At 62.2% G+C, this 26104-nt stretch carries 22 protein-coding genes, 1 tRNA gene and 2 pseudogenes; 15 read left to right on the top strand and 10 right to left on the bottom strand.

What is annotated here, in order from left to right; all coding sequences use genetic code 11:
• Window positions 1-8 precede the first annotated feature (8 nt).
• Window positions 9-312, top strand: a pseudogene (locus ACIPSK_RS13945) (transposase); the annotation flags it as partial.
• Between the two features lie 786 nt (window positions 313-1098).
• On the opposite strand, the gene ACIPSK_RS13940 reads toward ACIPSK_RS13945, so the two are convergent.
• A tRNA-Gln gene (locus ACIPSK_RS13940) sits at window positions 1099-1172 on the bottom strand.
• Between the two features lie 242 nt (window positions 1173-1414).
• On the opposite strand from ACIPSK_RS13940, the gene ACIPSK_RS13935 reads away from it, so the two are divergent.
• The 3 genes from ACIPSK_RS13935 (at window position 1415) to ACIPSK_RS13925 (ending at window position 4259) form a co-directional block, all read left to right on the top strand.
• Window positions 1415-2983, top strand: coding sequence for a Ppx/GppA phosphatase family protein (locus ACIPSK_RS13935; RefSeq protein ID WP_162119346.1), 1569 nt, complete (start codon window positions 1415-1417; stop codon window positions 2981-2983).
• Between the two features lie 14 nt (window positions 2984-2997).
• Complete coding sequence (locus ACIPSK_RS13930; protein WP_162119345.1) at window positions 2998-3717, top strand: RlmE family RNA methyltransferase; 720 nt, start codon at window positions 2998-3000, stop codon at window positions 3715-3717.
• Window positions 3718-3875: 158 nt separating this feature from the next.
• On the top strand, window positions 3876-4259 hold the full coding sequence (locus ACIPSK_RS13925; RefSeq protein ID WP_162119344.1) for a VOC family protein: 384 nt from the start codon (window positions 3876-3878) through the stop codon (window positions 4257-4259).
• A 7-nt stretch (window positions 4260-4266) separates the two neighbouring features.
• Here ACIPSK_RS13925 and ACIPSK_RS13920 read toward each other — a convergent pair whose 3' ends face one another.
• Window positions 4267-5691, bottom strand: coding sequence for a DHA2 family efflux MFS transporter permease subunit (locus ACIPSK_RS13920; RefSeq protein ID WP_162119343.1), 1425 nt, complete (start codon window positions 5689-5691; stop codon window positions 4267-4269).
• A gap of 341 nt (window positions 5692-6032) precedes the next feature.
• Here ACIPSK_RS13920 and ACIPSK_RS13915 point away from each other — a divergent pair.
• The 5 genes and pseudogenes from ACIPSK_RS13915 to ACIPSK_RS13895 form a co-directional block, all read left to right on the top strand.
• A pseudogene (locus tag ACIPSK_RS13915) lies at window positions 6033-6158 on the top strand (MBL fold metallo-hydrolase); the annotation flags it as partial.
• A gap of 279 nt (window positions 6159-6437) precedes the next feature.
• Window positions 6438-7922 (top strand): IMP dehydrogenase, encoded by a 1485-nt coding sequence (guaB, locus tag ACIPSK_RS13910; RefSeq protein ID WP_162119342.1) that lies wholly within the window; start codon window positions 6438-6440, stop codon window positions 7920-7922.
• A 2-nt stretch (window positions 7923-7924) separates the two neighbouring features.
• Window positions 7925-8479 carry a hypothetical protein gene (locus tag ACIPSK_RS13905; RefSeq protein WP_162119341.1) on the top strand — a complete coding sequence of 185 codons (555 nt, stop codon included), beginning with the start codon at window positions 7925-7927 and terminating at the stop codon, window positions 8477-8479.
• Window positions 8480-8670: 191 nt separating this feature from the next.
• Complete coding sequence (locus ACIPSK_RS13900) at window positions 8671-9087, top strand: MAPEG family protein (RefSeq protein WP_162119340.1); 417 nt, start codon at window positions 8671-8673, stop codon at window positions 9085-9087.
• A 442-nt stretch (window positions 9088-9529) separates the two neighbouring features.
• Entirely contained in the window at window positions 9530-10171 is a 642-nt protein-coding gene (locus tag ACIPSK_RS13895; protein WP_162119339.1) for a TetR family transcriptional regulator, read from the top strand.
• A 6-nt stretch (window positions 10172-10177) separates the two neighbouring features.
• Here the strand turns inward: ACIPSK_RS13895 and ACIPSK_RS13890 are convergent, their stop codons facing one another.
• Window positions 10178-11134, bottom strand: a complete 957-nt coding sequence (locus ACIPSK_RS13890) for a LysR substrate-binding domain-containing protein (protein WP_032985245.1) — start codon at window positions 11132-11134, stop codon at window positions 10178-10180.
• Between the two features lie 212 nt (window positions 11135-11346).
• On the opposite strand from ACIPSK_RS13890, the gene ACIPSK_RS13885 reads away from it, so the two are divergent.
• Window positions 11347-11658: a DUF1127 domain-containing protein gene (locus ACIPSK_RS13885; RefSeq protein WP_162119338.1), complete on the top strand. Its 312-nt coding sequence runs from the start codon at window positions 11347-11349 to the stop codon at window positions 11656-11658.
• A gap of 105 nt (window positions 11659-11763) precedes the next feature.
• On the opposite strand, the gene ACIPSK_RS13880 is transcribed toward ACIPSK_RS13885, so the two are convergent.
• From ACIPSK_RS13880 to ACIPSK_RS13860, 5 genes are all read right to left on the bottom strand, one after another.
• A complete protein-coding gene (locus ACIPSK_RS13880; RefSeq protein WP_162119337.1) occupies window positions 11764-12624 on the bottom strand; it encodes a DUF937 domain-containing protein in 861 nt (286 codons plus the stop codon).
• A gap of 241 nt (window positions 12625-12865) precedes the next feature.
• Window positions 12866-14239, bottom strand: a complete 1374-nt coding sequence (locus ACIPSK_RS13875; RefSeq protein ID WP_162119336.1) for a glutamate--cysteine ligase — start codon at window positions 14237-14239, stop codon at window positions 12866-12868.
• 146 nt (window positions 14240-14385) lie between these two features.
• Complete coding sequence (locus ACIPSK_RS13870) at window positions 14386-15123, bottom strand: 16S rRNA (uracil(1498)-N(3))-methyltransferase (protein WP_162119335.1); 738 nt, start codon at window positions 15121-15123, stop codon at window positions 14386-14388.
• 17 nt (window positions 15124-15140) lie between these two features.
• Window positions 15141-16640, bottom strand: a complete 1500-nt coding sequence (locus ACIPSK_RS13865) for an inorganic phosphate transporter (protein ID WP_162119334.1) — start codon at window positions 16638-16640, stop codon at window positions 15141-15143.
• Window positions 16641-16702: 62 nt separating this feature from the next.
• Window positions 16703-17215 carry an NUDIX hydrolase gene (locus tag ACIPSK_RS13860; RefSeq protein ID WP_162119333.1) on the bottom strand — a complete coding sequence of 171 codons (513 nt, stop codon included), beginning with the start codon at window positions 17213-17215 and terminating at the stop codon, window positions 16703-16705.
• Between the two features lie 232 nt (window positions 17216-17447).
• Between ACIPSK_RS13860 and ACIPSK_RS13855 the strand changes: the two genes are divergently transcribed.
• Both ACIPSK_RS13855 and ACIPSK_RS13850 read left to right on the top strand, forming a co-directional pair.
• Window positions 17448-18356 (top strand): LysR substrate-binding domain-containing protein, encoded by a 909-nt coding sequence (locus ACIPSK_RS13855; protein ID WP_162119332.1) that lies wholly within the window; start codon window positions 17448-17450, stop codon window positions 18354-18356.
• A gap of 411 nt (window positions 18357-18767) precedes the next feature.
• On the top strand, window positions 18768-19925 hold the full coding sequence (locus ACIPSK_RS13850) for an adenosylhomocysteinase (protein ID WP_162118859.1): 1158 nt from the start codon (window positions 18768-18770) through the stop codon (window positions 19923-19925).
• 19 nt (window positions 19926-19944) lie between these two features.
• Here ACIPSK_RS13850 and ACIPSK_RS13845 read toward each other — a convergent pair whose 3' ends face one another.
• Window positions 19945-20940 carry a zinc-dependent alcohol dehydrogenase family protein gene (locus ACIPSK_RS13845; RefSeq protein WP_162118860.1) on the bottom strand — a complete coding sequence of 332 codons (996 nt, stop codon included), beginning with the start codon at window positions 20938-20940 and terminating at the stop codon, window positions 19945-19947.
• 494 nt (window positions 20941-21434) lie between these two features.
• On the opposite strand from ACIPSK_RS13845, the gene ACIPSK_RS13840 reads away from it, so the two are divergent.
• Window positions 21435-22286 carry a LysR family transcriptional regulator gene (locus ACIPSK_RS13840; protein ID WP_162118861.1) on the top strand — a complete coding sequence of 284 codons (852 nt, stop codon included), beginning with the start codon at window positions 21435-21437 and terminating at the stop codon, window positions 22284-22286.
• Window positions 22287-22299: 13 nt separating this feature from the next.
• Here ACIPSK_RS13840 and ACIPSK_RS13835 read toward each other — a convergent pair whose 3' ends face one another.
• Window positions 22300-23196: a LysR family transcriptional regulator gene (locus ACIPSK_RS13835; protein WP_162118862.1), complete on the bottom strand. Its 897-nt coding sequence runs from the start codon at window positions 23194-23196 to the stop codon at window positions 22300-22302.
• 162 nt (window positions 23197-23358) lie between these two features.
• Between ACIPSK_RS13835 and ACIPSK_RS13830 the strand changes: the two genes are divergently transcribed.
• Both ACIPSK_RS13830 and ACIPSK_RS13825 read left to right on the top strand, forming a co-directional pair.
• A complete protein-coding gene (locus tag ACIPSK_RS13830; protein WP_162118863.1) occupies window positions 23359-24798 on the top strand; it encodes an FAD-linked oxidase C-terminal domain-containing protein in 1440 nt (479 codons plus the stop codon).
• Window positions 24795-25997 (top strand): FAD-binding protein, encoded by a 1203-nt coding sequence (locus tag ACIPSK_RS13825; RefSeq protein ID WP_162118864.1) that lies wholly within the window; start codon window positions 24795-24797, stop codon window positions 25995-25997. The genes ACIPSK_RS13830 and ACIPSK_RS13825 overlap by 4 nt, the downstream gene beginning before the upstream one ends.
• The last annotated feature ends 107 nt before the right edge of the window (window positions 25998-26104 follow it).

Here is a 26104-nt window from a genome sequence, read left to right as displayed (position 1 = left end):
ACCAGGGAATGAAGCGCAATCGTTTCACAGACGAACAGATCATCGGCATTCTGAAGGAGCACGAGACTGGCACGCCGGTCTCGGAGCTTTGCCGCAAGCACGGCGTCAGCGATGCCAGCATCTATAAATGGAAGGCCAAATTCGGCGGCATGGACGTATCCGAAGCCAAGCGTCTGAAGACGCTGGAAGACGAGAACACGAAGCTGAAACGACTCCTGGCAGATGCGATGCTCGACAATGCGGCTTTGAAAGACCTTTTGGGAAAGAAGTTGTGACGCCGCAGCAAGGCGGAAAGCTGTCGCTCATCTGATGGATCAAAGGGGGCGAACAGACTGTGTGCATCAGCGATCCATTGATCGAGGTCTGTCTTGGCCTTCCGTCGGATCATCGTCTACCCCGCCAGTTTCGACTGCGAAATCATCAAATATGAGTCAGATCCAAATTTGCACGCCGGAACACAGGCAAACCGAGGTAGCAAGTGTTCAAGTGTGCCCAGCGCCTGCTCGAAATTCAACTCCAACTTCATATACGCAAGTTAGGGCTGGCATAAACTCGGACATCGCGGAAGCGGTATATGAACGACGTCTTCGCGCCCTCATCTCGGTCATGGACCCTACTCTAGCGGGGTCTCTAAAGCGGACACGGAAGCCGATGGGGCCAATGAGGGTACATTTCCAGCTTCCATTATTGGAGACCGCGTGCCAGCGCCCGCATGGAGCTCGCAGCAGAGACGCAAAGCCGCCGGTCGCTAAGCGGACCAGGGTGTCTATTGAGCGCTTCCCTGCCGCCGGTGAGAAACTGCACGGTTCCCAGTTTTGTTCTGGAAAACAGGCGCGCCCGACAAGATTCGAACAGAAACTGCTTAGTTCGAACGCAGTCTGCATTCGTGGCCTATCTCTCCAGAACGGTCAGTCTCCTTACGGCCCCAAAGCCGATAGTCAGCTATTGGTTGGTGCCGCTGACCGCGAAGCGCTTCCTGATCCTGAGGAAGTGGATTGAACCCACGCAACCTGATCCGGCTAGCTGCATCGAAAAACTGTTCCGGTTGGCAGTCTGACGAACGTGCTAACTATCTGATTTTCAATGAGAAATAAGAATTGGCTGGGGAACCTGGATTCGAACCAAGATTAACGGAGTCAGAGTCCGTCGTTCTACCATTGAACTATTCCCCAGCATAAGCGAACCGGCGGGCGGTCGGCTGGTGTGCGGCGCTTATAACCAAAAGCCGGGGAATTGCAAATAGCTCTTTTGAAAAAAATCGGTACTGCCGCGGAAGTGTGAAATCGCTGCAAATCCCCTGTCCAAAAAAGAATTTGGCGATTTCGGCGGGCGCTGATATTCTTGCCGCAACGCAAAAATCGAATGAGCGCCTGCTGCATATCTCAAGACTTGCGCGGCGTGATGGAAAAATAACGTGGAAGACCCCGAAGGCGGCGCAAAGCCGCAATTTGACGGGGCGTCGGCGGCAAGGCGCAAGGACGGCAAGAAGTCCAGGCGCCGTAAGGGCAAACGTGGCGGGCAATCCCGCAACGCGGCTCATCCCGCTTCGCATGAGCCCTCCGGCGGTGCCGGACAGCCTGCGCGCCCGATGGAAGATGCAGCCGGCAATCCGGCCCGCAAGCGCAAGCGTCGCCGTCGTGGCGGCCATGGTGCTGTACAGGACGGTTTACCTCAACCTCATGTGATGGAACAGGCCGGAGCGGTGGATCATACCGCCCGGTCCGATGGCGATTCGGCGCCGAGCCGTCGCAATCGCCGCAAGCATCGTGGCAAGCGCGGTCTTCAGGGCCGGCCGCTGACATCGGCAAAACCAGCAGGTGCCCCGCAGCAGGAAAGCCGCGCGGAAGAGACGGCGCGCGTCGCCGTCCCGCGCGAAACCCAGAACGGCGCGGCCGCCAACCGCAAGGGCCGCCAGGACAGCCATATCAACCCCGGTTATCAGGGTGACCGCCAGGGCGGCGAGCATGTGTGGCCGGAGGAGCTCTATGCCGCTCTCGATCTCGGCACCAATAATTGCCGTCTCCTCATTGCCCAGCCGACCCGTCCCGGTCAGTTCCGCGTCGTCGACGCTTTTTCCCGCATCGTACGCCTCGGAGAAGGCCTTGCGGCCAGCGGCCGTCTGTCCGACGAGGCGATGGAGCGGGCGATCGAGGCATTGAGGATCTGCGCCTCCAAGCTCAGGAACCGAGAGATCCGCCGCATGCGGCTGATCGCCACCGAAGCCTGCCGCCAGGCCGTCAATGGCGAGGACTTCCTCAACCGGGTCGTTGCCGAAACCGGCCTCGAGCTCGAAATCATCGATCGGGAGACCGAGGCGCGGCTTGCCGTCTCCGGCTGCTCGTCGCTGGTCGGTCGCGAGACGCGCTCCGTCGTGCTGTTCGATATCGGCGGCGGCTCGTCGGAGATCGCCGTCATCCGCATCGGCGACAATCGCTTCAGCCGCCTTGCCAATCACATCACCCACTGGACCTCGCTGCCGGTCGGCGTCGTGACGCTGTCGGAGCGCCATGGCGGGCACGACGTCACGCCGGAGGCTTTCGAAGGCATGGTGCGCGAAGTCGAAGGCATGCTTGGACGCTTCGATTGCCCGGAGATCGAGGTCGCCCAGACCGGCGACTTCCATCTGATTGGCACATCGGGCACGGTGACGACGCTTGCCGGCGTGCATCTCGACCTGCCGCGTTATGACCGGCGCAAGGTCGATGGCATCTGGCTGTCCGATGACGAGGTCTCCGCCATGCAGGCAAAGCTTCTCTCCTGGGATTTCGCAAGCCGCGCCGCCAATCCCTGCATCGGGCCGGACCGGGCCGATCTGGTGCTGGCCGGCTGCGCCATTCTCGAGGCGATCCGCCGCCGGTGGCCGAGCCCGCGTATGCGCGTTGCCGATCGCGGCTTGAGGGAAGGCTTGCTCACCGACATGATGGCCGATGACGGCGTGTGGCGGCGCAATCGCAACCGCCGCGGCCAGCGCGTGAGATCGTAAGATAAGGAATAGGCATGACCAAGGCACCGATCGCGGGAAACCGCACCGGCCGCAAGCTCGGCCAGCGGGTCAAGAACAAGAAGATGAAGGCCTCCTCCCGCCAATGGCTGGAGCGCCACATCAACGATCCCTATGTGCAGCGCGCCCAGCTTGAAGGTTATCGCGCCCGTGCCGCCTTCAAGCTGCTGGAGATCGACGAGAAACATCATATCCTGCGCGGCGCCAGGCGCATCATCGATCTGGGAGCTGCCCCCGGCAGCTGGTCGCAGATCGCCGCCAAAGTCACCGGCTCGACGGATGATGACATTCGTGTGGCTGCGATCGATTTCCTCGAAATGACCCAGCTGCCGGGCGTCAAGATCCTGCAGCTCGATTTCCTCGATCCGACTGCGCCGGAAAAGCTGCTGGAGGCCGTCGGCGGCACACCCGACCTTGTCATATCAGACATGGCAGCACCCACCACCGGCCACCACCGCACCGACCATCTGCGCACCATGCATCTCTGCGAAGTCGCAGCGCATTTCGCCGTCGAAGTGCTGGGGGAAGGCGGGCACTTCCTCACCAAGACCTTCCAGGGCGGAACCGAACGTGAGCTGCTCGCCATGCTCAAGCAGAACTTCCGCCAGGTCGTTCATGTCAAACCGAACTCGTCGCGCGCCGAATCGGTCGAGATGTTCCTGCTGGCCAAGGGGTTCAAGGGGCGCAAGGCCGAAGGCCAAGCAGTAGAAGCTTGATCTTCAAGCCGGTCCTGACGGATGATGGCGATCGGCTGCATAATTCCTTAAATCGGGATCGATTTAAGGATAAGATAGGCAGCAATGGAAGGCGTTGCCGCGTCCTTTGCGTGTCCGAAAGGAGGCGCGGCGCCGTGAGGATTTGAACCGCTGATCCCATGCTTCTTTACGTCACGCTCGGAACCAACGACCTTTATCGCGCAGGGCATTTTTATGATGCCGTGCTGTCTCCCCTCGGCTATCGCCGCCAGCGCTCTTCCGAAGAGGAAATCGGCTATGCCGCCGAGGGCGATACGCGCTGCCGCTTTTGGGTGGTGACGCCGTTCAATCACCGCCGGGCCACCTCAGGCAATGGCGCCATGGTGGCGCTGGCGGCCGAAACGCGGGCGGATGTCGACGCCTTCCATGCCGCGGCGATTGCGGCAGGCGCCGTGGATGAGGGCGAGCCCGGCCTGCGCTCCTACCATGCCCATTTCTATGCCGCCTATATCCGTGATCTCGACGGCAACAAGCTCTCTGCGGTTTGCGAAAGCCCGGAGTAGCGGTTGCCTATTTCACCGCCTGTTGTTCGGCTTCGACAGTTGCCGCCGTCATCGCCTTCGAGCGATGGCCGGAAACAAGTGCGCCGGCATTGCGGTCCATTCTGACGAAGGGAATGGTTGCAATGACGGTCAGTCCGGCAATGATGTAGAAGGCAAGGTGGAAATCGGCAACCTGTAGCGCTTCGCCCCTGATATAGATCGAGCTCTCCAGGATCGCGGCGGCGACCGCGACGCCGAGCGCCAGGCTGACCTGCTGCATCACCGAGCTCATCGATGTCGCTTGGCTCGCCTCGGCATCATCGATATCGGCAAAGGCAAGCGCATTGACGCCGGTGAACATGAACGAGCGGGAGAAGCCGCCGAGCAGCAGCACGCCGATGATGACGAGGTGCGGCGTCGACGGCGTGAACAGGCCTGTGATGACAGTCACCAGGGTCGTCACCATGGCGGCGCCGAGAAGCGTGGTGCGGAAGCCGGCAGCGGCGAAGACGCGCTTTGCCATGAACTTGGTGGTGATCGCCCCGATCGCTCCGGCAAAGGTGATGAGGCCGGATTGGAATGGCGTCAGCCCGAAGCCGAGCTGCAGCATCAGCGGCGTCAGGAAGGGCATGGCACCGACGCAAATGCGAAACAGCGTGCCGCCCAAGGTGGAGGCCCGAAACGTCGGGTTCTTGAACAGGTTGAGGTTGAGGATCGGCGCCGGATGCCGCTTGGCATGGCGCACGTAGAGGAAGCCGCAGATGAGGCCGATCAAGGTGGCGGTGACGCCAATGATAGGGGGCAGGGCCGGCAGACTGACCACCGACAGACCGAAGACGACGCCCGCAGCCGATAGCGAGGTCAGCACGAAACCGGTGAAATCGAGCCGCGGCGGCGCCGTAGCTTCCACCTCCGGCAGAAAGATCGTCGCAAGCCAGATGCCGATGATGCCGACCGGCACGTTGATCAGGAAGATCCAGTGCCAGCTGAAATAGGTGGTGATGAAGCCGCCGAGCGGCGGGCCGGTGAGCGGGCCGACAAGCGCGGGGATGGTGAGCAGCGCCATGGCCGAGACCAGGTCGCTGCGCTTAGTCGTGCGCACCAGCACGAGCCGGCCGACCGGCGTCATCATCGCGCCGCCCATGCCCTGCAGGAAGCGGGCAAACACGAATTCCACGAGGTTGGACGAGACGGCACAGAAAATCGAGCCGATGACGAAGACGGAGATGGCAAGGCGGAAGATCTTCTTGGCGCCGAACCTGTCGGCTATCCAGCCGCTGACCGGGATGAACACCGCCAGCGCCACCATGTAGGAGGTCAGCGCCAGCTTCAGCGTGATCGGCCCGACATACAAATCCGCGGCAATCGCCGGCAGCGCCGTCGCAATGACGGTCGAATCCATCTGTTCCATGAAAAGGGCGACGGCAAGGATCAGCGGGACGATGCGATTCATAGGCGGGAGCCTTGATGGGGCAGCGGATTGAAGCTGGAAAGGCCCGTGCTGTTTAGTCCCAGCTGCGGGTTCTGCCAATCCCCAAATCCGGGTCGACGGCACGTTTGCTTCACGTCTGCGTGAGACGGCTTGCGCACCAACGTCGCCTGTCAAGATTGACATATGTTTACACTTGCGGGGCAAGAAATCCGGCCGGAAATGTCATCGGGCCGGGCTGCGAACACCGCGCGTCATGGGAGAATGGATATATGGCAATTTCGACTCGAATGAAGCGGCGCACCGTCTTCGCCGCAGGCTCTGGCTTGCTGGCGGCGCGGCTGCCTTCAAGAATGCCCGCTATCGAGATGATCGCGACCGAAAAGATCGCCTTCCTTGGCTGCCACATGCCGTTCCCGGCAGTCGGCTTCGTCGAGAAGCAGGATGGCGGTTATCGCTTCGTACCGAAGACTTATCAGTTCGACATCTGATCCGAAGCGGCTCAGGCTTTCACGGAAGCGCTGACCGCTATAACATATTGTATTTAAACCATTCCGGACCGAAAAATGCTTAGCGCTTTTCCCGGAATGCTCCTCGCGCATGGCACCCATGACGAACCCGGCCGACATGCCGGGCTTTTTGCTATTTCCTTCCTGTCATAGACGTGTTACCAGCCCTCGCCAACTTCCAAGCAACCCAATGCAGACCGACGGGGCGGACGATTCGTTTCCGGACAGGGTCGCATTTTTATTAAATGAAGGAATTTGGCCATGGCACGCATCATTGAAACGGCAACCGGCGCAGACGCGCTTACCTTCGACGACGTGCTGCTGCAGCCGGGACATTCCGAGGTCATGCCCGGCCAGACGAATATCTCCACCCGCATCGCCCGTGATTTCGATCTCAACATCCCGATCATCTCATCCGCCATGGATACCGTCACCGAGAGCCGCCTGGCGATCGCCATGGCCCAGGCCGGCGGTCTCGGCGTCATTCATCGCAACCTGACGCCGATCGAGCAGGCCGAGCAGGTCCGGCAAGTGAAGAAGTTTGAAAGCGGCATGGTCGTCAATCCGGTGACGATCGGCCCCGATGCGACGCTTGCCGATGCGCTCGCGCTCATGAAGTCCTACAGCATCTCCGGCATCCCTGTCGTGGAGAAGTCCGGCCGCCTCGTCGGCATCTTGACCAACCGTGACGTCCGCTTCGCTTCCGATCCCGAACAGAAGATCCACGAATTGATGACCAAGGACAATCTGGTCACCGTCAAGGAAAACGTCGATCAGCAGGAGGCCAAGCGCCTGCTGCATTCGCATCGCATCGAGAAGCTGCTGGTCGTCGATACCGAGGGCCGCTGCGTCGGCCTCATCACCGTCAAGGACATCGAGAAGTCGCAGCTGAACCCGAACGCTTCCAAGGATGCGCAGGGCAGGCTTCGCGCCGCCGCCGCCATCAGCGTCGGCGATGACGGCTTCGAGCGCGCCGAGCGCCTGATCGAAGCCGGCGTCGACCTTCTGGTCGTCGATACCGCCCATGGCCATTCGCAGCGCGTCCTCGATGCCGTCTCCCGCGTCAAGAAGCTCTCCAACTCGGTGCGCATCATGGCGGGCAACGTCGCCACTTATGACGGCACCAGGGCGCTGATCGATGCCGGTGCGGATGCCGTCAAGGTCGGCATCGGTCCGGGCTCGATCTGCACGACGCGCATTGTCGCCGGCGTCGGCGTGCCGCAGCTTGCCGCCATCATGTCGGCGGTGCAGGCGGCGAATGATCAGGACGTGCCCGTCATCGCCGATGGCGGCATCAAGTTCTCCGGCGATCTTGCCAAGGCGATCGCCGCCGGCGCTTCCGCCGTGATGATCGGGTCGCTGCTTGCCGGCACCGATGAGAGCCCGGGCGAGGTCTATCTTTACCAGGGACGCTCCTTCAAGGCCTATCGCGGCATGGGTTCCGTCGGCGCCATGGCCCGTGGCTCCGCTGATCGCTATTTCCAGGCTGAGGTGCGCGACACGCTGAAGCTCGTGCCTGAGGGCATCGAAGGTCAGGTGCCGTACAAGGGGCCGGTCTCGGGCGTCATCCACCAGCTTGCCGGCGGCCTCAAGGCGGCCATGGGCTATGTTGGCGGCAAGGACCTCAAGGAATTCCAGGACCGCGCCACGTTCGTGCGCATCTCAGGTGCCGGTCTTCGCGAAAGCCACGCCCATGACGTGACGATCACCCGCGAGAGCCCGAACTATCCGGGCGCCGGCCTCTGATCATGAAGGCGGGCAGCGGGATTCCTCTCTGGATCGTCGCGCTGCTCGCAGCCCTTTGCCTTGCCGTGCTCGCCTGGACGACCTTCGGCTTCGTCGTTCCCTTCAAGCATGAAACCGGCCAAGCGGTGCTCGATACCTATTTCGCCGGTTACGACGAGTCGGCCGTCTTCCACATGCAGAAGCTGCTCGATGAGAACGAGACAGCGACCAGGCTGCTACGCGCCATGTATTTCGGGCCGGAGCTGATCTTTCCGGCACTGCTGACGGCGCTGCTGTTCTTCGCCTTCCTCAAGCTCGGTCCTGTTGGTTCGTGGTTCGGCCAATCGCTGCATCCGGTCATTGGCAAAGCGGTTTACCTGCTGCCGTTCATCTACGGCATTGCCGACTACGGCGAGAATATCTCGAGCCTCATCGCCTTCGGCAACGGTGCGCCCTCTGCTGTTGCAACGCAGCTACTGCCGTGGATGACGCGGCTGAAATTCGCAAGCCTCGCCATCTGTTTCATCCTCATCGTCCGGCTTGCCATCGGTCGCTGGCTCTCGCCGCGCCAGGATTGAGGCCGCTTTCAGCCTGACCGGCGCTGGTGTCCGGTTCTCCTTTCGGCTACTGCATAAGTCCTTAATTCGGAATCGATTTAAGGAGAAAATTATGCAGCAACTCAAAGTATTACAGCGTCCTTTGCGTGCCTGAAAGACGCGCGGCGCTGTCATACGCGCAACAAATGCGGAAGCAGAAAGGAAGCGGCCATATGACCGGCTATCAAATCTTCTGGCCACTCCTTGCCCATGTGGCCCTGGTCTATGGTCTGTATGCGCTTCTTGGGCTTCGGCGCGCAAAAATGGTCCGCGCCGGCACCATCGCGAAATCGGATTATCGCGAAAACCGCCGCGAGCCGGCCGAAAGCCTTGCCGTCAAGAACTGTCTCGCCAACCAGTTCGAACTGCCGGTTCTCTTCTACGCCTGCTGCATTCTTCTCTATATCACCGAGGCCGACAATCTCGTTTCCGCCGGCCTCGCCTGGGCCTTCGTCGCCCTGCGCTACGCCCACGCCGCCATCCATGTCACCAGCAACGACCTGCGTTATCGCAGCCCGATCTTTGCCGCCGGTTACCTGGTGCTTGCCGCCATGTGGGCCTGGCTCGGCGCATGGATGGTAATGAGCTGAGGCGGCAGGCGCTACCGCCCCGTCATTTGCCCGCCACCTACTACATAATTCCTTAAATCGGGATCGATCTAAGGATAAGATCTGCAGCAATTCAAAGTGCTGCAGCGCGACGACGGAACATGCCGGCATCGGCGGCAAGATGGCCGCCGCACGTTGGGCCATTCCCAAGATCGCAGACAGCACACAGCAGCATGGGGCGCAAGCGGCGCTGCCGGTGAAATTCTGACTCGATATGCGTGCGGCGCCGAGCGTCTTTTCCAGTCGTGCACAGGACGCCGTAGCACTTTGAATTGTACGATAGCGCACCGTTTTCACACGCTTTTCCCAGCCGTTAAAATGCGAGTGTTTCCATTTACCGCGGATGAAGGCCTGCATGTCATATCGGCTCGACGCGGTGGTTTGGCACATGCCTTTCGCCGTGAACAAAAAGAATGGGAACGACATGGGCGCGGAAAGCATGGAACGCATCGGCTTGCGCAGGAAGCCGAAGCAGGAGCGCAGCATCCAGAGGCTGGACCTCATTCTCGCTGCCGCCGCCAAGATCATCGCCGAAAAGGGCGTCAGCGCCATGCGGATGACGGAACTCGCCATTGCCGCCAAGGTGCCGATCGGTTCGGTTTACCAGTATTTCCCGGAGAAGGCGGCAATCGTCAAAGCCCTGTTCGACCAGCACGCCTCGGCGATCCAGGCGAAGATGGCGGCGATGTTTGCCGACGTCCAGTCACTCGACCAGGCGCTGGACCGCGTCTGCGCCATCATCGACTGGTATTACGATTCCTACCACAACGATCCCGTCTATCTCGGCGTGTGGATGGGAACGGAGACCGATCAGGATCTGTTGCAGCTGAATATAGAACATAGCGGTCGCGTCGCCGGTGTCTTTCATGACGCCGTGCGCCAGCTGGCTCCCGACCTTTGCGACGAAGACATGTATGCGCGCACTTACCTGTTCAGCCACCTGATCGGCGCTGTCATCCGGCTTGCCGCCGTCAGTGAGGAGGCCTTGGCGCGGCGCATGCTCGATGAGTGGAAGCGCGTCATCCGCGCCTCCCTTTTTGCCACGACCCTGCCGCGCGCCGCCTGAGAGCTCTTACCAGCTTGGGACCATATTGGCCGCCTTCAGCCGCGGATAAAGGCGTGCCTGGGCGGATTTGACGTCCGCCTCGAGGCTGTCGTCGACGACAGCCGGCGTGATGTTGTCGAGACAGGCGGTGATGTGCGCCGTGATCGCGTTCATCAGCGAGAGCGAAACGCCCGGCCGCTTCATGATGCCGATCTGCACCGGCGGCAGCGCCGGAAAGCCGTCCGCCTGGCTCAGCACCTTCATGCCCGTCCGCAGCGCCGATTCCGGCATCACCGAAACGGCCATGCCGGCAAGTACGGCAGCGGCAACGACGGTGCAGGACCAGCTGGTGAACAGGATCTGGTGCTCGCGCCCCACAGCATCGAGCGCCGAGCAGGCGAGCTGGCGCCATTGGCAGTCGCGCCGGCCGACGGCAAGTGGCACCGGTGCGTCGTCGCGGATCGGATGGTTGGCCGAGCCCACCCAGCAGAGCGGCTCGGTTCTCACCACATCGGACATGCGCTCGCGCGGATTGTGGGTGACGAGCGCGATATCGAGCTCGCCCTTATGCATGCGCTCGGCAAGATCCACCGAGGGCTCGCAGACGATATAGAGCTCGACATTCGGATGTGTCTTGGCGAAGCGGCCGATGATTTCGGGCATGTAGCGGTCGGCATAATCGTCCGGCGTGCCGATGCGCAGCATGCCCTCCAGCCTGTTGTCGTCGAAAGCGGCGATCGCCTCGTTATTGAGGCGAATGATGCGCCGGGCATAGTTGAGCAGCTTTTCGCCCTCGACCGTCAGCCGGTTGCCGCGTCCGTCTTTGATGAACAGCTGCTTGCCGATGCGTTCCTCGAGACGGCGCATCTGCATGGAGACGGCCGATTGGGTCTTGTAGACCCTGTCGGCGGCTTTGGTGAAGCTGCCGGAATCGACGATGGCGATGAAAGTCTGCAATTGGTCGAGATCAAGAGGCGCGGACATGTTTTCACCCATAAAGATAGCTGATGATAATCATTAGAAACATTCGTTGGACTGATCAATAGGTCTTTGGCATCTTCGGGATGCAAATCAAGCAAAGTGAAGGACAGGCGCCCTGCCTGTCCGAGCCAATTCAGCCTGCTCCTTCCCGCACGACCTCGCGGGCAGGGTGGGTTGTTGCGCGCCTAAAAGAATTCGAAAGAAAGGAGAGTTCAATGCGCATGATAGACCGAACAATAGAGCTCGACTGCGGCAAGCGGACCCCGACGTTTTCCCAGCGTCTGGCAGCAGGCCTCGCACCGTTGGCCTCCCTCTTTCGCGTGTTCCGCAATCGCATGGAGATCAACGCGCTGCATGATCTGAACGACGCGCAGCTGAGGGATATCGGCCTTAGCAGGGCCGACCTGACCTCTGCGTTCCTGGCCTCGACCTTCTTCGAGGACCCGTCGGAACATCTGACGCGCTCGGCGCGCAATCGTTGGCGCCTGTCGTCGTTCTTGCGCCCCTACGAAGAGCAGGAGCGTTAAGTTTCCCCGCAGGGTGATAGCCAATAGCCCTGCCGCTTGACCCGGTGATCGGCTTTCCCAAGCCATCTCCGGGTTTTTTTACGTGCTAAAGTCCCGCATCCGGGGTTATTCGCTCGTCTTGGGCGGGGGCTTCGGCCGATAGGTTTCGAAGATCGCTTCCAGGTTCCGCTGGTAGTTCTTCTGCACTTCCAGTCCGCTGTCGAACATGGCGTTCAGCATCTCGGTATAGCTGTCGGCATTGACCTTCGCCTCTTCCTTCGGCGCCTCCGGCGTCTTGGTCTTAGTCTGGGCTGCCGGCTGCTGGCCGAGCCCGCCCATCATCTCCTGGAAGGCTTTGGCGAAAGGATTGTCGAGGAAGGGGTTCGGCGTCTGCGTTGGCGCAGGCTTCGGCATCGAAAACATCTGCTGCATCGCCTGCGTAAAGGGATTGTCGAAGACGCTGGGCTCTGGGGCCGGCTTCGGGGCGAAGCCGGTACTCTCAAGCCATTTCTGGATGGTTTCGCCCATCGCCGTGTTGAAGAAGGGATTGACCGGCGACGCCATCTGGCCGGTCGTCTGCTTGAAGAGCCCGCCCATCAGCGTATCGGCCAGCACCGGCAGCATCTGCTTGTAGATATCCTGGCCGATGCCGGTCATTTGTGCGGCCTGGGCGGCGACCGCGCGCGAAACCTCCTTCGAGCCGAAAAGCTGGGCAAGGATGTTGTTGCCGTCGGAAATGCCCTCCGGCGTGAAGGCCCGGTTCATATCCTCGAAATATCGCGCATAGTTGCCGGAGGAGACCGCCTGCATCAGCCCAACGAAATCATAGGGATTGCTGGTGCTGCGCTTCAGCCCGGCGGAAAAGGCCGGCATCAGTGCCGCCATCGCCTTCGTCGCCTGTTCCTGTGCGAGGTTGAACTGCCGGGCGATCGCCTCCATCGCCGCGCCGTTCTGCGCCTGCATCATCATGTCGAAGAGTGGCAGCATGGAAGTCCCTTTCCCCAGGTCGTGACGCATTGTAACGCCACTATAACCGGAAATGGCAATGCGCAAACGGCTTTTTGCCATAAGAACTTAGGGAGGAATTTCGCTAGAGCGTTTGGCTAAGGTTCCAGCGGCAGGTCGCGTGGAGCACCATGCCGCCGGCCTCTACGTCCGTGCTCGGAGACCGTCGACAATAGGGGCTGTCAGAGCGATTCCGGGGAAGCGGAACCGCTTTGTGTCAGGCTCAGTACTGATAGTCCTCGAAGACCGGTTCCACGGAGCCGTGCCAGCGGCCGTGATAGAGTGCCAGCAGATCCTCGGCGAGCGTCGCCTTCTTGGCAAGCACTTCTTCGAGCGGCGCCAGGAAGATGCTCTCGTTCTGGCCTTCCCCGTTGAGCCTGCCGCGCGCCTTGAGGCCGGCCCTCGAAATACCGATCACCTCGCGCGCCATGTCGAAGAGCGGGTGTCCGCGAAACTGAGCCGTCAACCCCTCGGCCGGAACGGCATTGCGCAGTGCCTGGACCTCGGCAAAGCTCCAATCCTTTGTCAACTCGTCAGCGGCATCGAGTGCCGCATCGTCGTAGAGCAGGCCGACCCAGAAGGCCGGCAAGGCACAGATGCGCCGCCACGGGCCGCCGTCGGCGCCGCGCATTTCGAGGAAACGCTTCAGCCGCACGTCGGGGAAGAGTGTCGAAAGATGGTTGGTCCAGTCGCCCATGGTCGGCGCCGGATCGGCGACCTCGCCCTTCAATGCGCCGTTCATGAACTGGCGGAAGGTGACATGGGTACAGTCGTGATAGCGGCCGTCGCGGACGATGAAATACATTGGCACGTCGAGCGCCCACTCGGCATAATCACGGAAACCGAAATCGTCGCGGAAGATGAAATCGAGCAGGCCGGAGCGCCGGTTGTCGACATCGCGCCAGATATCGCCGCGCCAGGAGAGCAGCCCGTTCGGCTTGCCCTCGGTGAAGGGCGAGGATGCAAAGAGCGCGGTCGCCAGCGACTGCAACTTCATCGAGACGCGCATTTTCTTGCGCATGTCGGCTTCCGACGAGAAATCGAGGTTCACCTGGATCGTGCAGGTGCGGTACATCATGTCGAGACCCTGGGTGCCGACCTTCGGCATATAGCGGGTCATGATCTCGTAGCGTGACTTCGGCATTTGCGGGGTTTCCGCATAGGTCCATTTGGGACTGCCGCCGATGCCAAGAAAGCGGATGCCCATCGGTTCGGCGATTTCGCGCAGCGTCGCCAGATGCTGGTTCGATTCCCGACAGGTCTCATGGATCGTCTCCAGCGGTGCGCCGGAGAGTTCGAACTGGCCGCCGGGCTCGATCGAGATCGCGCCCATACCGTTCTGCTCGGCAAGCCCGATGATGTTGCCGCCGTCGGTGATCGGCTCCCAGCCACTTTTTATCTGCAAGCCGGTCAACAGGGCCGAAATGCTGGCATCGCCGAAATAGGGAACCGGGCTGTTGTCGGCGCGGAAGAAAGCGAATTTCTCATGTTCGGTGCCGATCCGGAAGCGCTCCCGCGGCTTGTTGCCCGCAGCGATATAATCGGTCAGATCCTGGACCGAAGAGAGCGGTGTCTGGTCGGTAGTGTCGCGGGCCATGCGGGATACCTGTATTCAAAAAGGCGCCCAGGGGGCCGGGCAATTGGAAGGCTGATTTGGACCCAAGCCACCTATGTTGCAAGTGAAATTCTTTCAACGACGCATCAAAAAATAGCGCCGGTTTCCATGTCAACCCGTTTTCCAAGTCAGTTCCAGTCGCCGATTGCCGCCTGCACCACCGCCAGGGCCGCGACAGCTGCCGTATCGGCCCGCAGGATGCGCGGTCCGAGCGGAATGGCGGTGACGAAATCGAGGCTTCGAAGCCGTGCCCGTTCTTCCTCCGAAAAGCCGCCTTCCGGCCCGACCAGCAGGGCGAGATGTCTTTCCCGCACCGCCGATAGCACCGGCAGCGGGTTCTGCCCGGCATCGCCCTCGTCGCAATAGATGATGCGGCGCTCGCTCGGCCAGCGGTCGAGCAGGTCGAAAAGCCTCACCGGCTCGGCCACATCGGGAATGCCGAGGATGCCGCATTGCTCCGCCGCTTCGACGACATTGGCGCGCAGCTTGTCGAGATTGGTGATCTTGCCCTGGACGTGTTGGGTCATGACCGGCTGCAGCAGGCCGGCGCCCATTTCGACCGCCTTCTGCACGAGATAATCCATGCGGCCGACTTTGAGCGGCGCAAAAAGATAATGCAGGTCGCAAGGCTGCGGCTGCGGCCGCGTCTCTTCGGTTGCCGTCAACAGGATTCGTTTGCGCGTGGGAAAGGTAAGGGTCGCCTTCCACTCGCCGTCGCGGCCGTTGAAGAGCAGGATCTCTGCACCTTCCTCCATCCTCAGGACGTTGGAGAGATAGTTGAACTGATCGGCATTCGCCTCCACGACTGCGCCGCTCGTAAGCGGCGCGTCGACAAAAAGCCGTTGCATACGGAAATTGGCGCGCATTTAAAAAACTCGGGATTTCAGACGAAGAGCGCGAACATAACCCAATAAATCATTGCCGCAAGCGCTCCCGAAACCGGCACGGTGACGATCCAGGCGGCGACGATCGTCATGAAATGCGAACGGCGCACGAGATAGCGCCGGCGCGTCTCATAGATATTAGGCTCTTCCGGCTCGTCGATATCGAAGCTCTCGGCCTTGCGTCTGATATAGGCGATGCGGGTCTTCGAATGGCGCGTGTACCATTCGCGGAAGAATCCGACGCCGAAGACGGCGCCGACGGCGATATGCGTGGTGCTGACCGGCAGGCCGAGCCAGGAGGCGACGATGACGGTGAAGGCGGTCGACAGCGCGACGCAATAGGCCCGCATCGGATTGAGCTTGGTGATCTCCTCGCCGACGAGGCGGATGAGGCGCGGTCCGAAAAGCAGCAGGCCGACGGAGATGCCGAAGGCGCCGATCAGCATGACCCAGAGCGGCGGATGCCCGACGCCGCCGTCGCCACCGATGCCGACCGAATGGACGATCGCCGACAGCGGCCCGACTGCGTTCGAAACGTCGTTTGCGCCATGCGCGAAGGATAGCAGCGCCGCAGAGCCGATGAGCGGTAGCCGGAACAGCGTCCGCAGCGAGCTGTTGCGGTTTTCGAGATCCTGCGCTTGGGCGAGCACGAGCGGCCGGGCGGCAAGCCAGCTCACCAGCCCGATGCCGATCCCGACGAGGAGGACGGTCAGCGGCGGGAACCTGCCCCAGGGTGACAGCTGCAGCACCATATAGGCCATGAACCCGCCAGCCATCACCGCGACCAGCACCGGCACCCAGCGCCGCGCGGCTGCGAGCTTGTCGTCGCGATAGATAATGAAGGTCTTGACGAGATAAAGCAGCCCGGCGGCGATCAGCCCGCCGATCAGCGGCGAGGTGATCCAGCTCGAGGTGATCTCCAGCATCACCCGCCAGTTCACCGGCTCCGGCCCGACGGCTGAGATGCCGGCGCCGATCACCGCCCCGACGATCGCATGGGTGGTGGAAACCGGCGCGTTCATCCAGGTTGCGAGGTTGATCCAGAGAGCTGCGGCCGTCAGTGCCGCCATCATGATCCAGCCGAGCATCGCTTGCGGCACCTGGACGGCGTCGACGATGTTTGCGGAAATCGTCTTGACAACCCCGCCGCCGCCGACCGTGGCGCCAAGAACTTCGAAAATCGCAGCGATGACCAGTGCCTGGCCCAACGTCATGGCGCGCGCGCCGACGGCGGCACCAACATTGTTGGTCACGTCATTAGCGCCGATGTTCAGCGCCATATAGCCGGCAAGGGCTGCCGCCGCTACGACGAGCACTGCTCCCGGCCGGTCGAACACATAGACGCCGGCAAAGAGCATGGCCAGACCGACGAAGATCAGCCCGAGTCCAGGCGTCACCAGCCGCCGCAAAACATGCTTTGCCGCGTCCTCGACATGGGTGATCTTGTCGAGGTCCTTGTCGAGCGTGCGTTTCGTGAGAACTACGGGACGTGGCGGCATTCTTTTTCCTGAGGATAAAGCTGCTTCTACGCTGCTTTCTTAGCAGCGCAAGATGGCAGGATTCATTCCGCTGGAATTTGCTTCGCCGCCTTGGCCGAAAGCCTGTCGGGCATCCGTTGCTTGAAGGCGAGCAAAAGGTGGCGGAGCTCCGGTTCGCGCACGCGCGTCGCCGCCTCATCGAACGAAACCCATTCGATCCGGCGCTCGCCTTTTTCCTTGAAATTCTTTGCCATGTCGGTGACTTCGAGCGCATAGACCTGCACCTTGCAGATCACCTGCACTCCGTCGCGCAGCACCTTCGGATAGCTATAGGCGCCGAGCGTCTCGGTTTCGACAACGCCGCGGACGCCCGCTTCCTCGAAGGCTTCCTGCATCGCGACCTCATGGGCGCATTTGCCCGTCATCGGCCAGCCCTTGGGAATGACCCAGCGGCCGGTGTCACGGCTGGTCATCAACAGCACCTCGACCTCGCCGCTCTTCTTCTTTGCCCGATAGCAGAGGGCGCCGTATTGCTGTCGCGGCGGTCGCCGGAACATCAGTTGCACATCGGAAGCCAGTCGGGCCAGAAGAGTCAATGGTCGGGTCACCTTCGCAGTCGTCGTTAGGAATCACTCATATACGTATATCACGGAAAGCTTACGCAATCCAAAAGGCCACAGAACGATTTGAAACGCGATTGATCGCCGTTCATAGGGAAATCGAGGCCGGACAGGTCCGGAAAATCCGTCACGCCCTGTCTCGAATGCGTCACATTGCACAGCTGTACAATATGGCGTGATATTGCCTTTCGTTCAATGGCGAGATCTAGTGATCCACCGTGATTTTGTGAATGTCGTCCTCATGCGTCTTCCACCGCTCAATGCCATCCGCGCCTTCGAAGCCGTCTGTCGTCACGGCAGCATTCTGAAGGCTGCCGAAGAGCTGAATGTGGTGCGTGGCGCCGTGCGCCAGCAGATCGACACGCTGGAGAACCATTTCGGCCGCAAGCTCTTCACGCGTGACGGCGGCAGGCTGGTCCCGACCTTGCAGGCCAGGGCTTTTGCCGAAGCTTCGAGTGCGGCTTTCGACATTCTGCAGCGCGCCGCTTCGGAACTTGAAGGCGCCGTGCCGAGCCGTATTCGGCTCGGCGTGCCCTCAGCCTTCGCGGTCTGGTGGCTGATGCCGCGTATGGCAGACATGCAGGCGAGCCTCGGCGATACCGTCGACATCGTGCCGATGACGATGGTCGAGCCGCTGCGGATGCACCCCGAATTGGACGCTGTGATCATGGGCGGCGAATACCGGCCGGCGGCAGGCATTTCGGCCCTGCGGTTCATGGAGGACGAGTTCGGCCCGGTCGCGACGCCTTCGCTTGCCGCGACACTGTCGAGCGATCCGGCGGCGATGGGCGCGCTGACGATGCTCGCCAGCCGCAGCGTTCCGAAGCTCTGGGACGAATGGTTTGCCGAAAGCGGCACGCCGCCGGTCGTCTTTTCCCGCGTCCAGGAATTCGAGGATCTGCTGCTGGCGCTGGGTGCCGCCCGCTCCGGGCTTGGCATCGCGCTTGCGCCACGCGCTTCGATCGAGGACGATCTTCAGCGCGGGTATCTGGTCGCGCCCTATGGCTTCATCTCCCGGCTGCCGGGTTACAGCCTCTGCTGCCGTACGCCGGATGCGAAGCGGCCGGCCTTTGCGGCTTTGTCCGGTTGGCTGCTTCGTTGCGGGATGTCGGGTTGAAGGGGCGTGGCGGTTCGGACCCAATCAAGACCCCTCCCCAACCCCTCCCCACAAGGGGGAGGGGCTTAACCTGCCGCACTCGTTTTTTCCAAATCTGCGACGTTTCGAGTGGAAAGAGGCGGGCGCTCCGGCTTAGTCCCTCCCCCTTGTGGGGAGGGGTTGGGGAGGGGTCTTTCGCAAAGGTGGACGGGGAACGGAGAGGGCGCGGAATGTCCATTCGCCCCGTAAACTGGGGTCCGAAGGACGGGTCGAGACCTGTGGCTCGACCCCGGTCGGTGCCGGCAGGCGGATGAGGGGCACCGACACCGGCCTGAAAACGGCAGATTTTCTGCTCCTTCGTCAGAATTACTTCCATATTCGCAGCCCTGTTGCTCCGCTAAAAACAGCACGATACGCAAATAGGAAGAGACAATGGAAAAGACCGCAACCCGCATCGACTGGATCAGCAGCAGCTGCCGGCTGCTCAAGGCGACGGCCGCCGAATTCGAGCGGACGCGTCCTTTCGAGGGCCTGTCGATCGGCACCGGCATTCACCTCGAGCCGAAGACGGTGGCGCTGCTGATGACGCTTCGCGCCGGCGGCGCACGTCTCGTCTGCACCGGCAATCTCAACAGCACCCAGCCTTCGACCGTCGATTTCCTGCGTTCCCAAGGCATCACTGTTTTTGCCACGCAGACGACCGATCCTGCCGCTCATCATCAGAGCCTCGAAGCGGTCATTGCTGAAAAGCCGGATCTGCTGCTCGACAATGGCGGCGATCTTTTCGCCATCGCGGCAGAAAAGCCCTATGCCAATCTCCGTGGCGGTACAGAGGAAACCACCTCGGGCCGCACCCGTCTGCTGCCGCTGCGCGAGCGGCTGAACCTGCCGATCCTCGTCATCAACGATAGCCCGATCAAGCAGTTCGCCGAAAACAGGCATGCCGTCGGCCAGAGCCTGTTTGAAAGCTACCTGCGCTTCACCAACCGCTCCACCAACGGCAAGCGCGTGACGGTCTTCGGCTACGGCGCCTGCGGCAAGGGCACAGCCGCCTGTTTCCGCAATGGCTTTTCCGCCGTCAGCGTCGTCGATATCGACCCGGTGACGACGCTCGAAGCTCATCTCGATGGTTTCATCACACCGCTGCGCGACGCGGCGATCCGCTCGGCCGATATCATCGTCACCGTCACCGGTTTTGCCGGCATCGTGACGGCAGCCGACCTGCCGCTCGTCAAGGACGGCGCGATCCTGATGAATGGCGGCCATTTCCCGCATGAGATCGATGTCGAGGCCTTCCGCCGCCACCCCGATGTCATCGGCATCGATCGCTACGACGCCGACCATATCGAGACCTTCCATCTGAGCGACGGCCGTTCCTTCCACGTGCTCGGTGGCGGCCACATGGCCAATCTCGCCGGCCCGCGGCCGCTCGGCAATACCGTCGAGTCGATGGATCTCGGCTTCACCCTCCAGGCCCGCTGCCTGGAACGCGTCGCCAGGGGGGCGGCGGGTCCCCAATCCTGCCTCGTGTCCGTGCCCGCCGATATCGATGCGATGGTCGCGAACGCCTATCTCGATCTGGCGCGTTGATTCCTTCGACCGACCGAGATCAGTCGATCTCGACGACGAGCTTTCCGTCCGCCTGCCGGTCTTCGATCAGCCGATGCGCCTCATCTGTATCGGCAAGGCTGAAGCGACGCGGGTCGAGCTTCGGCATCACCTTGCCGGCTTCGGCGAGCTTCGTCATCTCACGCATGATTTCACCGTGATGGGCGCGTCCCTCGCCGGTCAGAAGCGGCAGCAGCGTGAAGACGCCGGAATAGCTGGCGGCCTTGAAGGAGAGCGGCGCCAGCGCGTGGCTTCCCCAGCCGAGGCAACTCACGACATGACCGAACCGGCTGACGGCTCGGAATGCCGTATCGAGCCCCTGGCCGCCGACCGTATCGTAGACCAGATCGAAACCCCTGCCGCCGGTGTGTCCTGCGACGTAGGTTTCCACCGTTTCCGCATCACGATCGATCGGCGTTGCGCCAAGGCCGGCGAGATAGTCCGCTTTCGAAGCGCTGTCGACGACATAGGCCTCGGCTCCCACAGCCTTGGCGATCTGCGCGACGATATGGCCGACACCGCCGCCGCCAATTACGAGAACCGTCTGGCCGGCCTTGACCCCGGCGCGGTCGACCAGCCCTTCCCAGGCGGTGATCGAGATCAGCGGCAGGGCGGCTGCCTCGCGCATCGACAGATTCTGCGGCTTTGGCGCCAGCAGCGCGGCGTCGACAGCCGCAAATTCGGCAAGCGATCCTTGAATGCCGCCGACTCCGCCGGTCATGCCGTAGACCGCGTCGCCCTGGCGGAAACCGCTGACGCCAGCCCCGATCTCTTCGACGATGCCGGCCATATCGATGCCGACAATGGCGGGAAGCGGATGGCGGGCATGGGCCGCATTGCCGGCTCGGATCTTGAGGTCGAGCGGATTGACGCCGCTTGCGTTGATGCGCACCAGAACCTGGCCTGCGCCGGGAACCGGTTTTGCAATATCGGCGACGCGCAATGGCGAATTCGGCGCTTCAGCCAGCAGCGCTTTCATTGTTGATTGTACAGACATCGAACTCTCCTTCGTTTGCATCGTGGCGTCCGTAGCGCGCCGCAGCAAGTTGTTCTGGAAGAAGATGGTTCATTGAAACACGAATGAAAATGAAAGATAACGACTGAAGTCCATGCATTTTTGTTTGGCGGATGCTAGAGCCTTTCCGGGTTAGATTGCAGCATTCTGTTGGCTCAAACGGAGTCGGATGGTCGACCGGCCGGCGCGTGTCGTAGCCCGGCTCTACGGCCAAGCCGGCCGGTCGATCAGCCGGCCCGTTTCAGCCAACCTTCCCGCAGATTTGCCTGGCAAATCTGCAAGACTCAGAATCGCCGGGCGCACGTATCGCTTCGCCATGGCGAAGCGGTGCGGCCGGTGGGCCGGGCATCTTTCCGCCAGGATCAGAGGCGATCGGCTCGGACGTACCAAAAGGTATGCCCTTCGCCAATCGCCTCTGCCCTGACGAAAACCTGTTCCGGCAGAATGCTTCAATCTAACCCGGAAAGGCTCTAGCGATGGAATGGAGCGACCTCAAACTGTTTCTGGCGATCGCGCGGTTCGGCACGCTGGGGGCAGCGGCCCGCAGCCTCGGACTGACGCAGCCGACGATGGGCAGGCGGCTGCGTGCCCTTGAAACCTCTCTCGGCCAGACGCTCTTTCAGCGCACGACCGATGGCTTCGTCCTGACGGATGAAGGCGCGGCCGTGTTCGCCGGCGCAGAACGCATCGAAGAGGAGGCGCTCGCCATGGAGCGGAGCCTTGCCGGCGGCAGCCGTCAACTCGATGGTTTTCTCAGGCTATCCTCATCCGACTGGTTCGGCGCGCATGTGCTGTCGCCGGTGCTGGCGGAATTCTCGCAAGTCAATCCGAAGGTGGTGGTCGAATTGTTGACCGACAGCCGGCTTCTCAGCCTGTCACGACGCGAAGCCGACCTCGTCTTCCGCATCCAGCCCTTCGCGGAAGCGGAGGTCATATCGCGCAAGCTCATCCATATCGAATACGGCCTTTATATCAGCCGCGGCGCGCTGCACCCCGAAGCCGGCGACGGAGCGGGCGCCCGCCTCGTCACCATGGACGAGGCTTTCGGCGACATGCCTGACGTCGGCTGGCTGCGGCGCCTGTTGCCGCGGGCCGAGATCGTCATGCGCAGCAACAGCCGCGACGTGCAGGCGGCGCTCTGTGCCCGCGGAGCCGGGCTCGCCGTCCTGCCGCGGCCGCTCGGCGATTCCTTTGCGGCCATCGAACTGGTCGATCTCGGTGAACCGCCGCCCGGCCGCGACACCTGGGTCGGTTATCACCGCGACATGAAGCGCCTGGCACGGCTGCGCGCCATGCTGGATCTCGTCATCGAGAGGCTGGCGCGCTGAACCGGCGCAGCGATCAGCGCTCCCAATAGGGGACGGGGCCATAAAGCCCTGCCAGATAGTCGATGAACAACCGCACCTTGGCGGGCAGGAACTGCCGGCTGGGATAGACGGCCGACAGCGCGACATTGTGCGAGCTTTCATAGCCCGGCAGTACCTGCACTAGGCGGCCATTCTTGAGCTCTTCACCGATGTCCCAGGTGGAGCGCAGCGCGATCCCGAGACCGGCGATGACAGCCTCGCGGATCACCTCGCTGCAATTGGTGATCAGCATGCCTTCCGGCCTGAGACTCAGCGCCCCGTCCGGCCCGTTCAGCCGCCAGGTGTCGTTATTGTGGGCCGGCAGGCAGCGGTGGCGTTTCAGCTCGTCGATCTGCTTCGGCTCGCCATGCGCCGCAAGGTAATCCGGCGAAGCGCAGAGCAGCCGGCGCACCGGCGCCAGCCTTCGGGCAACGAGGCTCGAATCGGTAAGTTCGGCGATGCGGATCGCCAGATCGAAACCGCCGCCGACGATGTCGCTGAATTCGTCGGTCAGCACCAGGTTGATCGCCAGCTCCGGATGCGTCTCCATGAAAGCCTTCAGATGCGGCGCGATATGCATGCGCCCGAAGGAGGTCGGGGCCGAGATCTTCAGCGTGCCGCGCATCTGCGCCGAACGGCCGGAAATATAGAATTCCGCCTCCTCCAGCCCGGCGAGAATGCCGAGTACGCGGTCGTAGAAGCCCTGTCCGGCTTCCGTCAGCGAGATTTGTCGCGTCGTGCGCTGCAGAAGCCGCGTGCCGAGCCGATCCTCCAGCCGCTTGATCCGTTTGGAGACGACGGCTGGGGAAAAGCCGAGCGCTCGCCCGGCCAGCGACATGCTGCCTGTCGAAACGACCTTGGCAAAGATTTCGAGATCACCGAGATTGGTCATAAGGTTTTCGTGACTTTTTCCCCTTTTGGCATAAGTGCTTAGCATTTGCGCCACTTTCGGGAAAGTGCTAAGCCGATCTATCGGCGGCAGGGAGGTTCGCGGTCGGATTCCGTTGTCATCTTCCCGCTGTCATTCCTACTCGTCAGGGCCAGGGAGAACGCCATGTCCGACGCCATTTCGTTTCTCGAGCCCCGTGCCGATGTCCTGGCACGGCGCGCCCAGATCGTTGCCGATCTGACCGATCTTCTGCCGCCGGAATGCCTGGTGCATGAGGCGCGCGAGCTGGTGCCGTTCGAAACCGACGCCTTCGTGTCCTACCGCCGCCTGCCGCTCGCCGTCGCCCTGCCGCGCACCACGGCCGAGGTTTCGGCCATCATGCGCTATTGCAACCGCTACGGCATTCCCGTCGTGCCACGCGGCGCCGGCACCTCGCTCTCCGGCGGCGCCATTCCGCAGGAAGATGCCGTCGTGCTCGGCCTGTCGAAGATGAACAGCATCCTCGAAATCGATCTGCCGAACCGCGTCGCCGTGGTTCAGGCGGGCGTCACCAATCTCAATATTTCCGAATCCGTCTCCGCGGACGGCTTTTTCTATGCGCCTGATCCGAGTTCGCAGCTCGCCTGCACCATCGGCGGCAATATCGGCATGAATTCCGGCGGCGCCCACTGCCTGAAATACGGCGTCACCACCAACAATCTGCTCGGCGTCAGGATGGTGCTGGTCGACGGCACGGTGATCGAGCTCGGCGGCAAGGCCCTGGATGCGGCAGGTTATGATCTGCTTGGCCTCGTCTGCGGCCACGAGGGCCAGCTCGGCATCGTCACCGAGGCGACGGTGCGGCTGATCGCCAAGCCGGAAGGCGCGCGCCCCGTGCTCTTCGGCTTCGAGAGTTCGGAAGAGGCCGGCGCCTGCGTTGCCGATGTCATCGCCGCCGGCATCATCCCGGTCGCGATCGAATTCATGGACAAGCCGGCGATCGAGATCTGCGAGGCCTTCGCCCATGCCGGATACCCGCTCGATGTCGGCGCGCTTTTGATCGTCGAGGTCGAGGGGTCGGAAGCGGAAATGGACGCTGCGTTGAAGGACATCGTCGAGATCGCCCGCCGGCATGCTGTCAAGACCGTGCGCGAATGCCAGTCGGCGACCGAGGCGGCTTTGATCTGGAAGGGCCGCAAATCCGCCTTCGGCGCCACCGGCCGCATCGCCGACTATATCTGCATGGACGGCACCGTGCCGCTCAGCCAGCTCTCCCGCGTGCTGAAGAGGACTGCCGAGATCGTCGATCATTATGGCCTGCGCGTCGCCAATGTCTTCCATGCCGGCGACGGCAATATGCATCCGCTGATCCTCTTCAACGCCAACGATCCCGAAGATGCCGCCCGTGCCGAGGCGGCCGGCAACGATATTCTGAGGCTCTGCGTCGATGCCGGCGGCTGCCTCACCGGGGAACATGGCGTCGGCATCGAGAAGCGCGACCTGATGCGTCATCAATATTCGGAGACCGACCTTGCCCAACAGATGGCGGCGCGTGCCGCCTTCGATCCCGGCTGGCTCCTCAATCCGTCGAAGGTCTTCCCGCTCGAAGGGCGCCCCGCCGCATGATCGACCTGATGCCGACGAGCGAGGAGGAGGCAGCGGCGATCGTCCGCGCCCATGCGGAGGCCGGCCGGCCGCTTGATATCTGCGGCGGCAATACCCGCTCGGGCTTCGGCAATGCGGTTGCCGCCGAAGACCGGCTGCGCTCGACCGGACTTTCCGGCATCGTCGCTTATAATCCCGGTGAAATGGTCATGACCGTCCGATCCGGCACACCGCTTGCCGAGGTCGAGGCGGCACTTTCGGAGAGCGGCCAGATGCTCGCCTTCGAGCCGATGGATCATCGCCCTCTCATGGGCACATCGGGCGAGCCGACCATCGGCGGCGTCTTCGCTGCCAATGTCTCCGGTCCGCGCCGGCTGATCGCGGGTGCTGCCCGCGACAGCCTGCTCGGTGTGCGCTTCGTCAACGGCAAGGGTGAGATCATCAAGGCCGGCGGCCGGGTGATGAAGAACGTCACCGGCCTCGATCTCGTCAAGCTGATCGCCGGCTCGCACGGCACGCTGGGTTTCCTCACCGAAGTCACCTTCCGCGTGCCGCCGCGCCCGAAGACGGAGCGGACGGTGGTACTATCAGGCCTTAATGACGCCGAAGCGGCGAACGCCATGGCGGCGGCGATGGCCCTCCCGGTCGAAGTCTCGTGCGCGGCGCATCTGCCGCTGACGGTGACCTGGAAATTCCTCGCCGGCAAATTGCCCGAGGGCGAGGCGACGGTTCTGCGCATCGAAGGCTTGCCGGGCTCGGTCGACGTGCGCATTGAAAAGCTTGCCGCGGCAATGTCGGCCTTCGCCATCGTCACGCGGCTGGAGCAGACGGAAAGCCACAGGCTGTGGCAGGAAATACGTGACGTACTGCCCTATGCCGACGGCACGGCGCGGTCGGTCTGGCGTGTCTCGGTCGCCCCCGGCACCGGCCATCAACTGGTCGCAGCCCTCCGCCTCGAGGCCGGCATCGACGCCTTCTATGACTGGCAGGGCGGCCTCGTCTGGATGCGCATGGAGGCCGGCCCCGAAGCCGAGCAGGTCCGACGCTACATCAAGGCGCTCGGCGGCGGCCACGCGACGCTGATCCGTGCATCGGATGCGGTGAGGGCGGTTACATCAGCCTTCCATCCCGAGCCCGAGGCGGTGGCGATGTTGTCCCGGCGGGTGAAGGAAAAGTTCGATCCGATGGGGATTTTTAGTCCGGGGAAGATGGGTGGCTGAGATGTTGTTTTCGAGCTATCCGGGAATATCGGCGTCGAGAGATGGCACTGCGGCTGGACTTGCTCCCTCTTCTCCCCAGCGGGGAGAAGGTGGCCCGAAGGGTCGGA

It is taken from the genome of Rhizobium sp. LARHSG275, from assembly GCF_052871115.1.
Note: the sequence above shows the minus strand (reverse complement) of the source record. Positions and strands in the feature narration are given on the sequence as shown.

Coding starts and splice junctions, on each gene's coding strand:
- ACIPSK_RS13865 (WP_162119334.1), bottom strand. CDS start 16,640: ATGCCGCCACGTCCCGTAGTTCTCACGAAACGCACGCTCGACAAGGAC.
- ACIPSK_RS13825 (WP_162118864.1), top strand. CDS start 24,795: ATGATCGACCTGATGCCGACGAGCGAGGAGGAGGCAGCGGCGATCGTC.
- ACIPSK_RS13930 (WP_162119345.1), top strand. CDS start 2,998: ATGACCAAGGCACCGATCGCGGGAAACCGCACCGGCCGCAAGCTCGGC.
- ACIPSK_RS13880 (WP_162119337.1), bottom strand. CDS start 12,624: ATGCTGCCACTCTTCGACATGATGATGCAGGCGCAGAACGGCGCGGCG.
- ACIPSK_RS13920 (WP_162119343.1), bottom strand. CDS start 5,691: ATGAATCGCATCGTCCCGCTGATCCTTGCCGTCGCCCTTTTCATGGAA.
- ACIPSK_RS13900 (WP_162119340.1), top strand. CDS start 8,671: ATGACCGGCTATCAAATCTTCTGGCCACTCCTTGCCCATGTGGCCCTG.
- ACIPSK_RS13845 (WP_162118860.1), bottom strand. CDS start 20,940: ATGTCTGTACAATCAACAATGAAAGCGCTGCTGGCTGAAGCGCCGAAT.
- ACIPSK_RS13895 (WP_162119339.1), top strand. CDS start 9,530: ATGGGCGCGGAAAGCATGGAACGCATCGGCTTGCGCAGGAAGCCGAAG.
- ACIPSK_RS13850 (WP_162118859.1), top strand. CDS start 18,768: ATGGAAAAGACCGCAACCCGCATCGACTGGATCAGCAGCAGCTGCCGG.
- guaB (WP_162119342.1), top strand. CDS start 6,438: ATGGCACGCATCATTGAAACGGCAACCGGCGCAGACGCGCTTACCTTC.
- ACIPSK_RS13830 (WP_162118863.1), top strand. CDS start 23,359: ATGTCCGACGCCATTTCGTTTCTCGAGCCCCGTGCCGATGTCCTGGCA.
- ACIPSK_RS13905 (WP_162119341.1), top strand. CDS start 7,925: ATGAAGGCGGGCAGCGGGATTCCTCTCTGGATCGTCGCGCTGCTCGCA.
- ACIPSK_RS13885 (WP_162119338.1), top strand. CDS start 11,347: ATGCGCATGATAGACCGAACAATAGAGCTCGACTGCGGCAAGCGGACC.
- ACIPSK_RS13840 (WP_162118861.1), top strand. CDS start 21,435: ATGGAATGGAGCGACCTCAAACTGTTTCTGGCGATCGCGCGGTTCGGC.
- ACIPSK_RS13870 (WP_162119335.1), bottom strand. CDS start 15,123: ATGCGCGCCAATTTCCGTATGCAACGGCTTTTTGTCGACGCGCCGCTT.
- ACIPSK_RS13925 (WP_162119344.1), top strand. CDS start 3,876: ATGCTTCTTTACGTCACGCTCGGAACCAACGACCTTTATCGCGCAGGG.
- ACIPSK_RS13835 (WP_162118862.1), bottom strand. CDS start 23,196: ATGACCAATCTCGGTGATCTCGAAATCTTTGCCAAGGTCGTTTCGACA.
- ACIPSK_RS13875 (WP_162119336.1), bottom strand. CDS start 14,239: ATGGCCCGCGACACTACCGACCAGACACCGCTCTCTTCGGTCCAGGAT.
- ACIPSK_RS13890 (WP_032985245.1), bottom strand. CDS start 11,134: ATGTCCGCGCCTCTTGATCTCGACCAATTGCAGACTTTCATCGCCATC.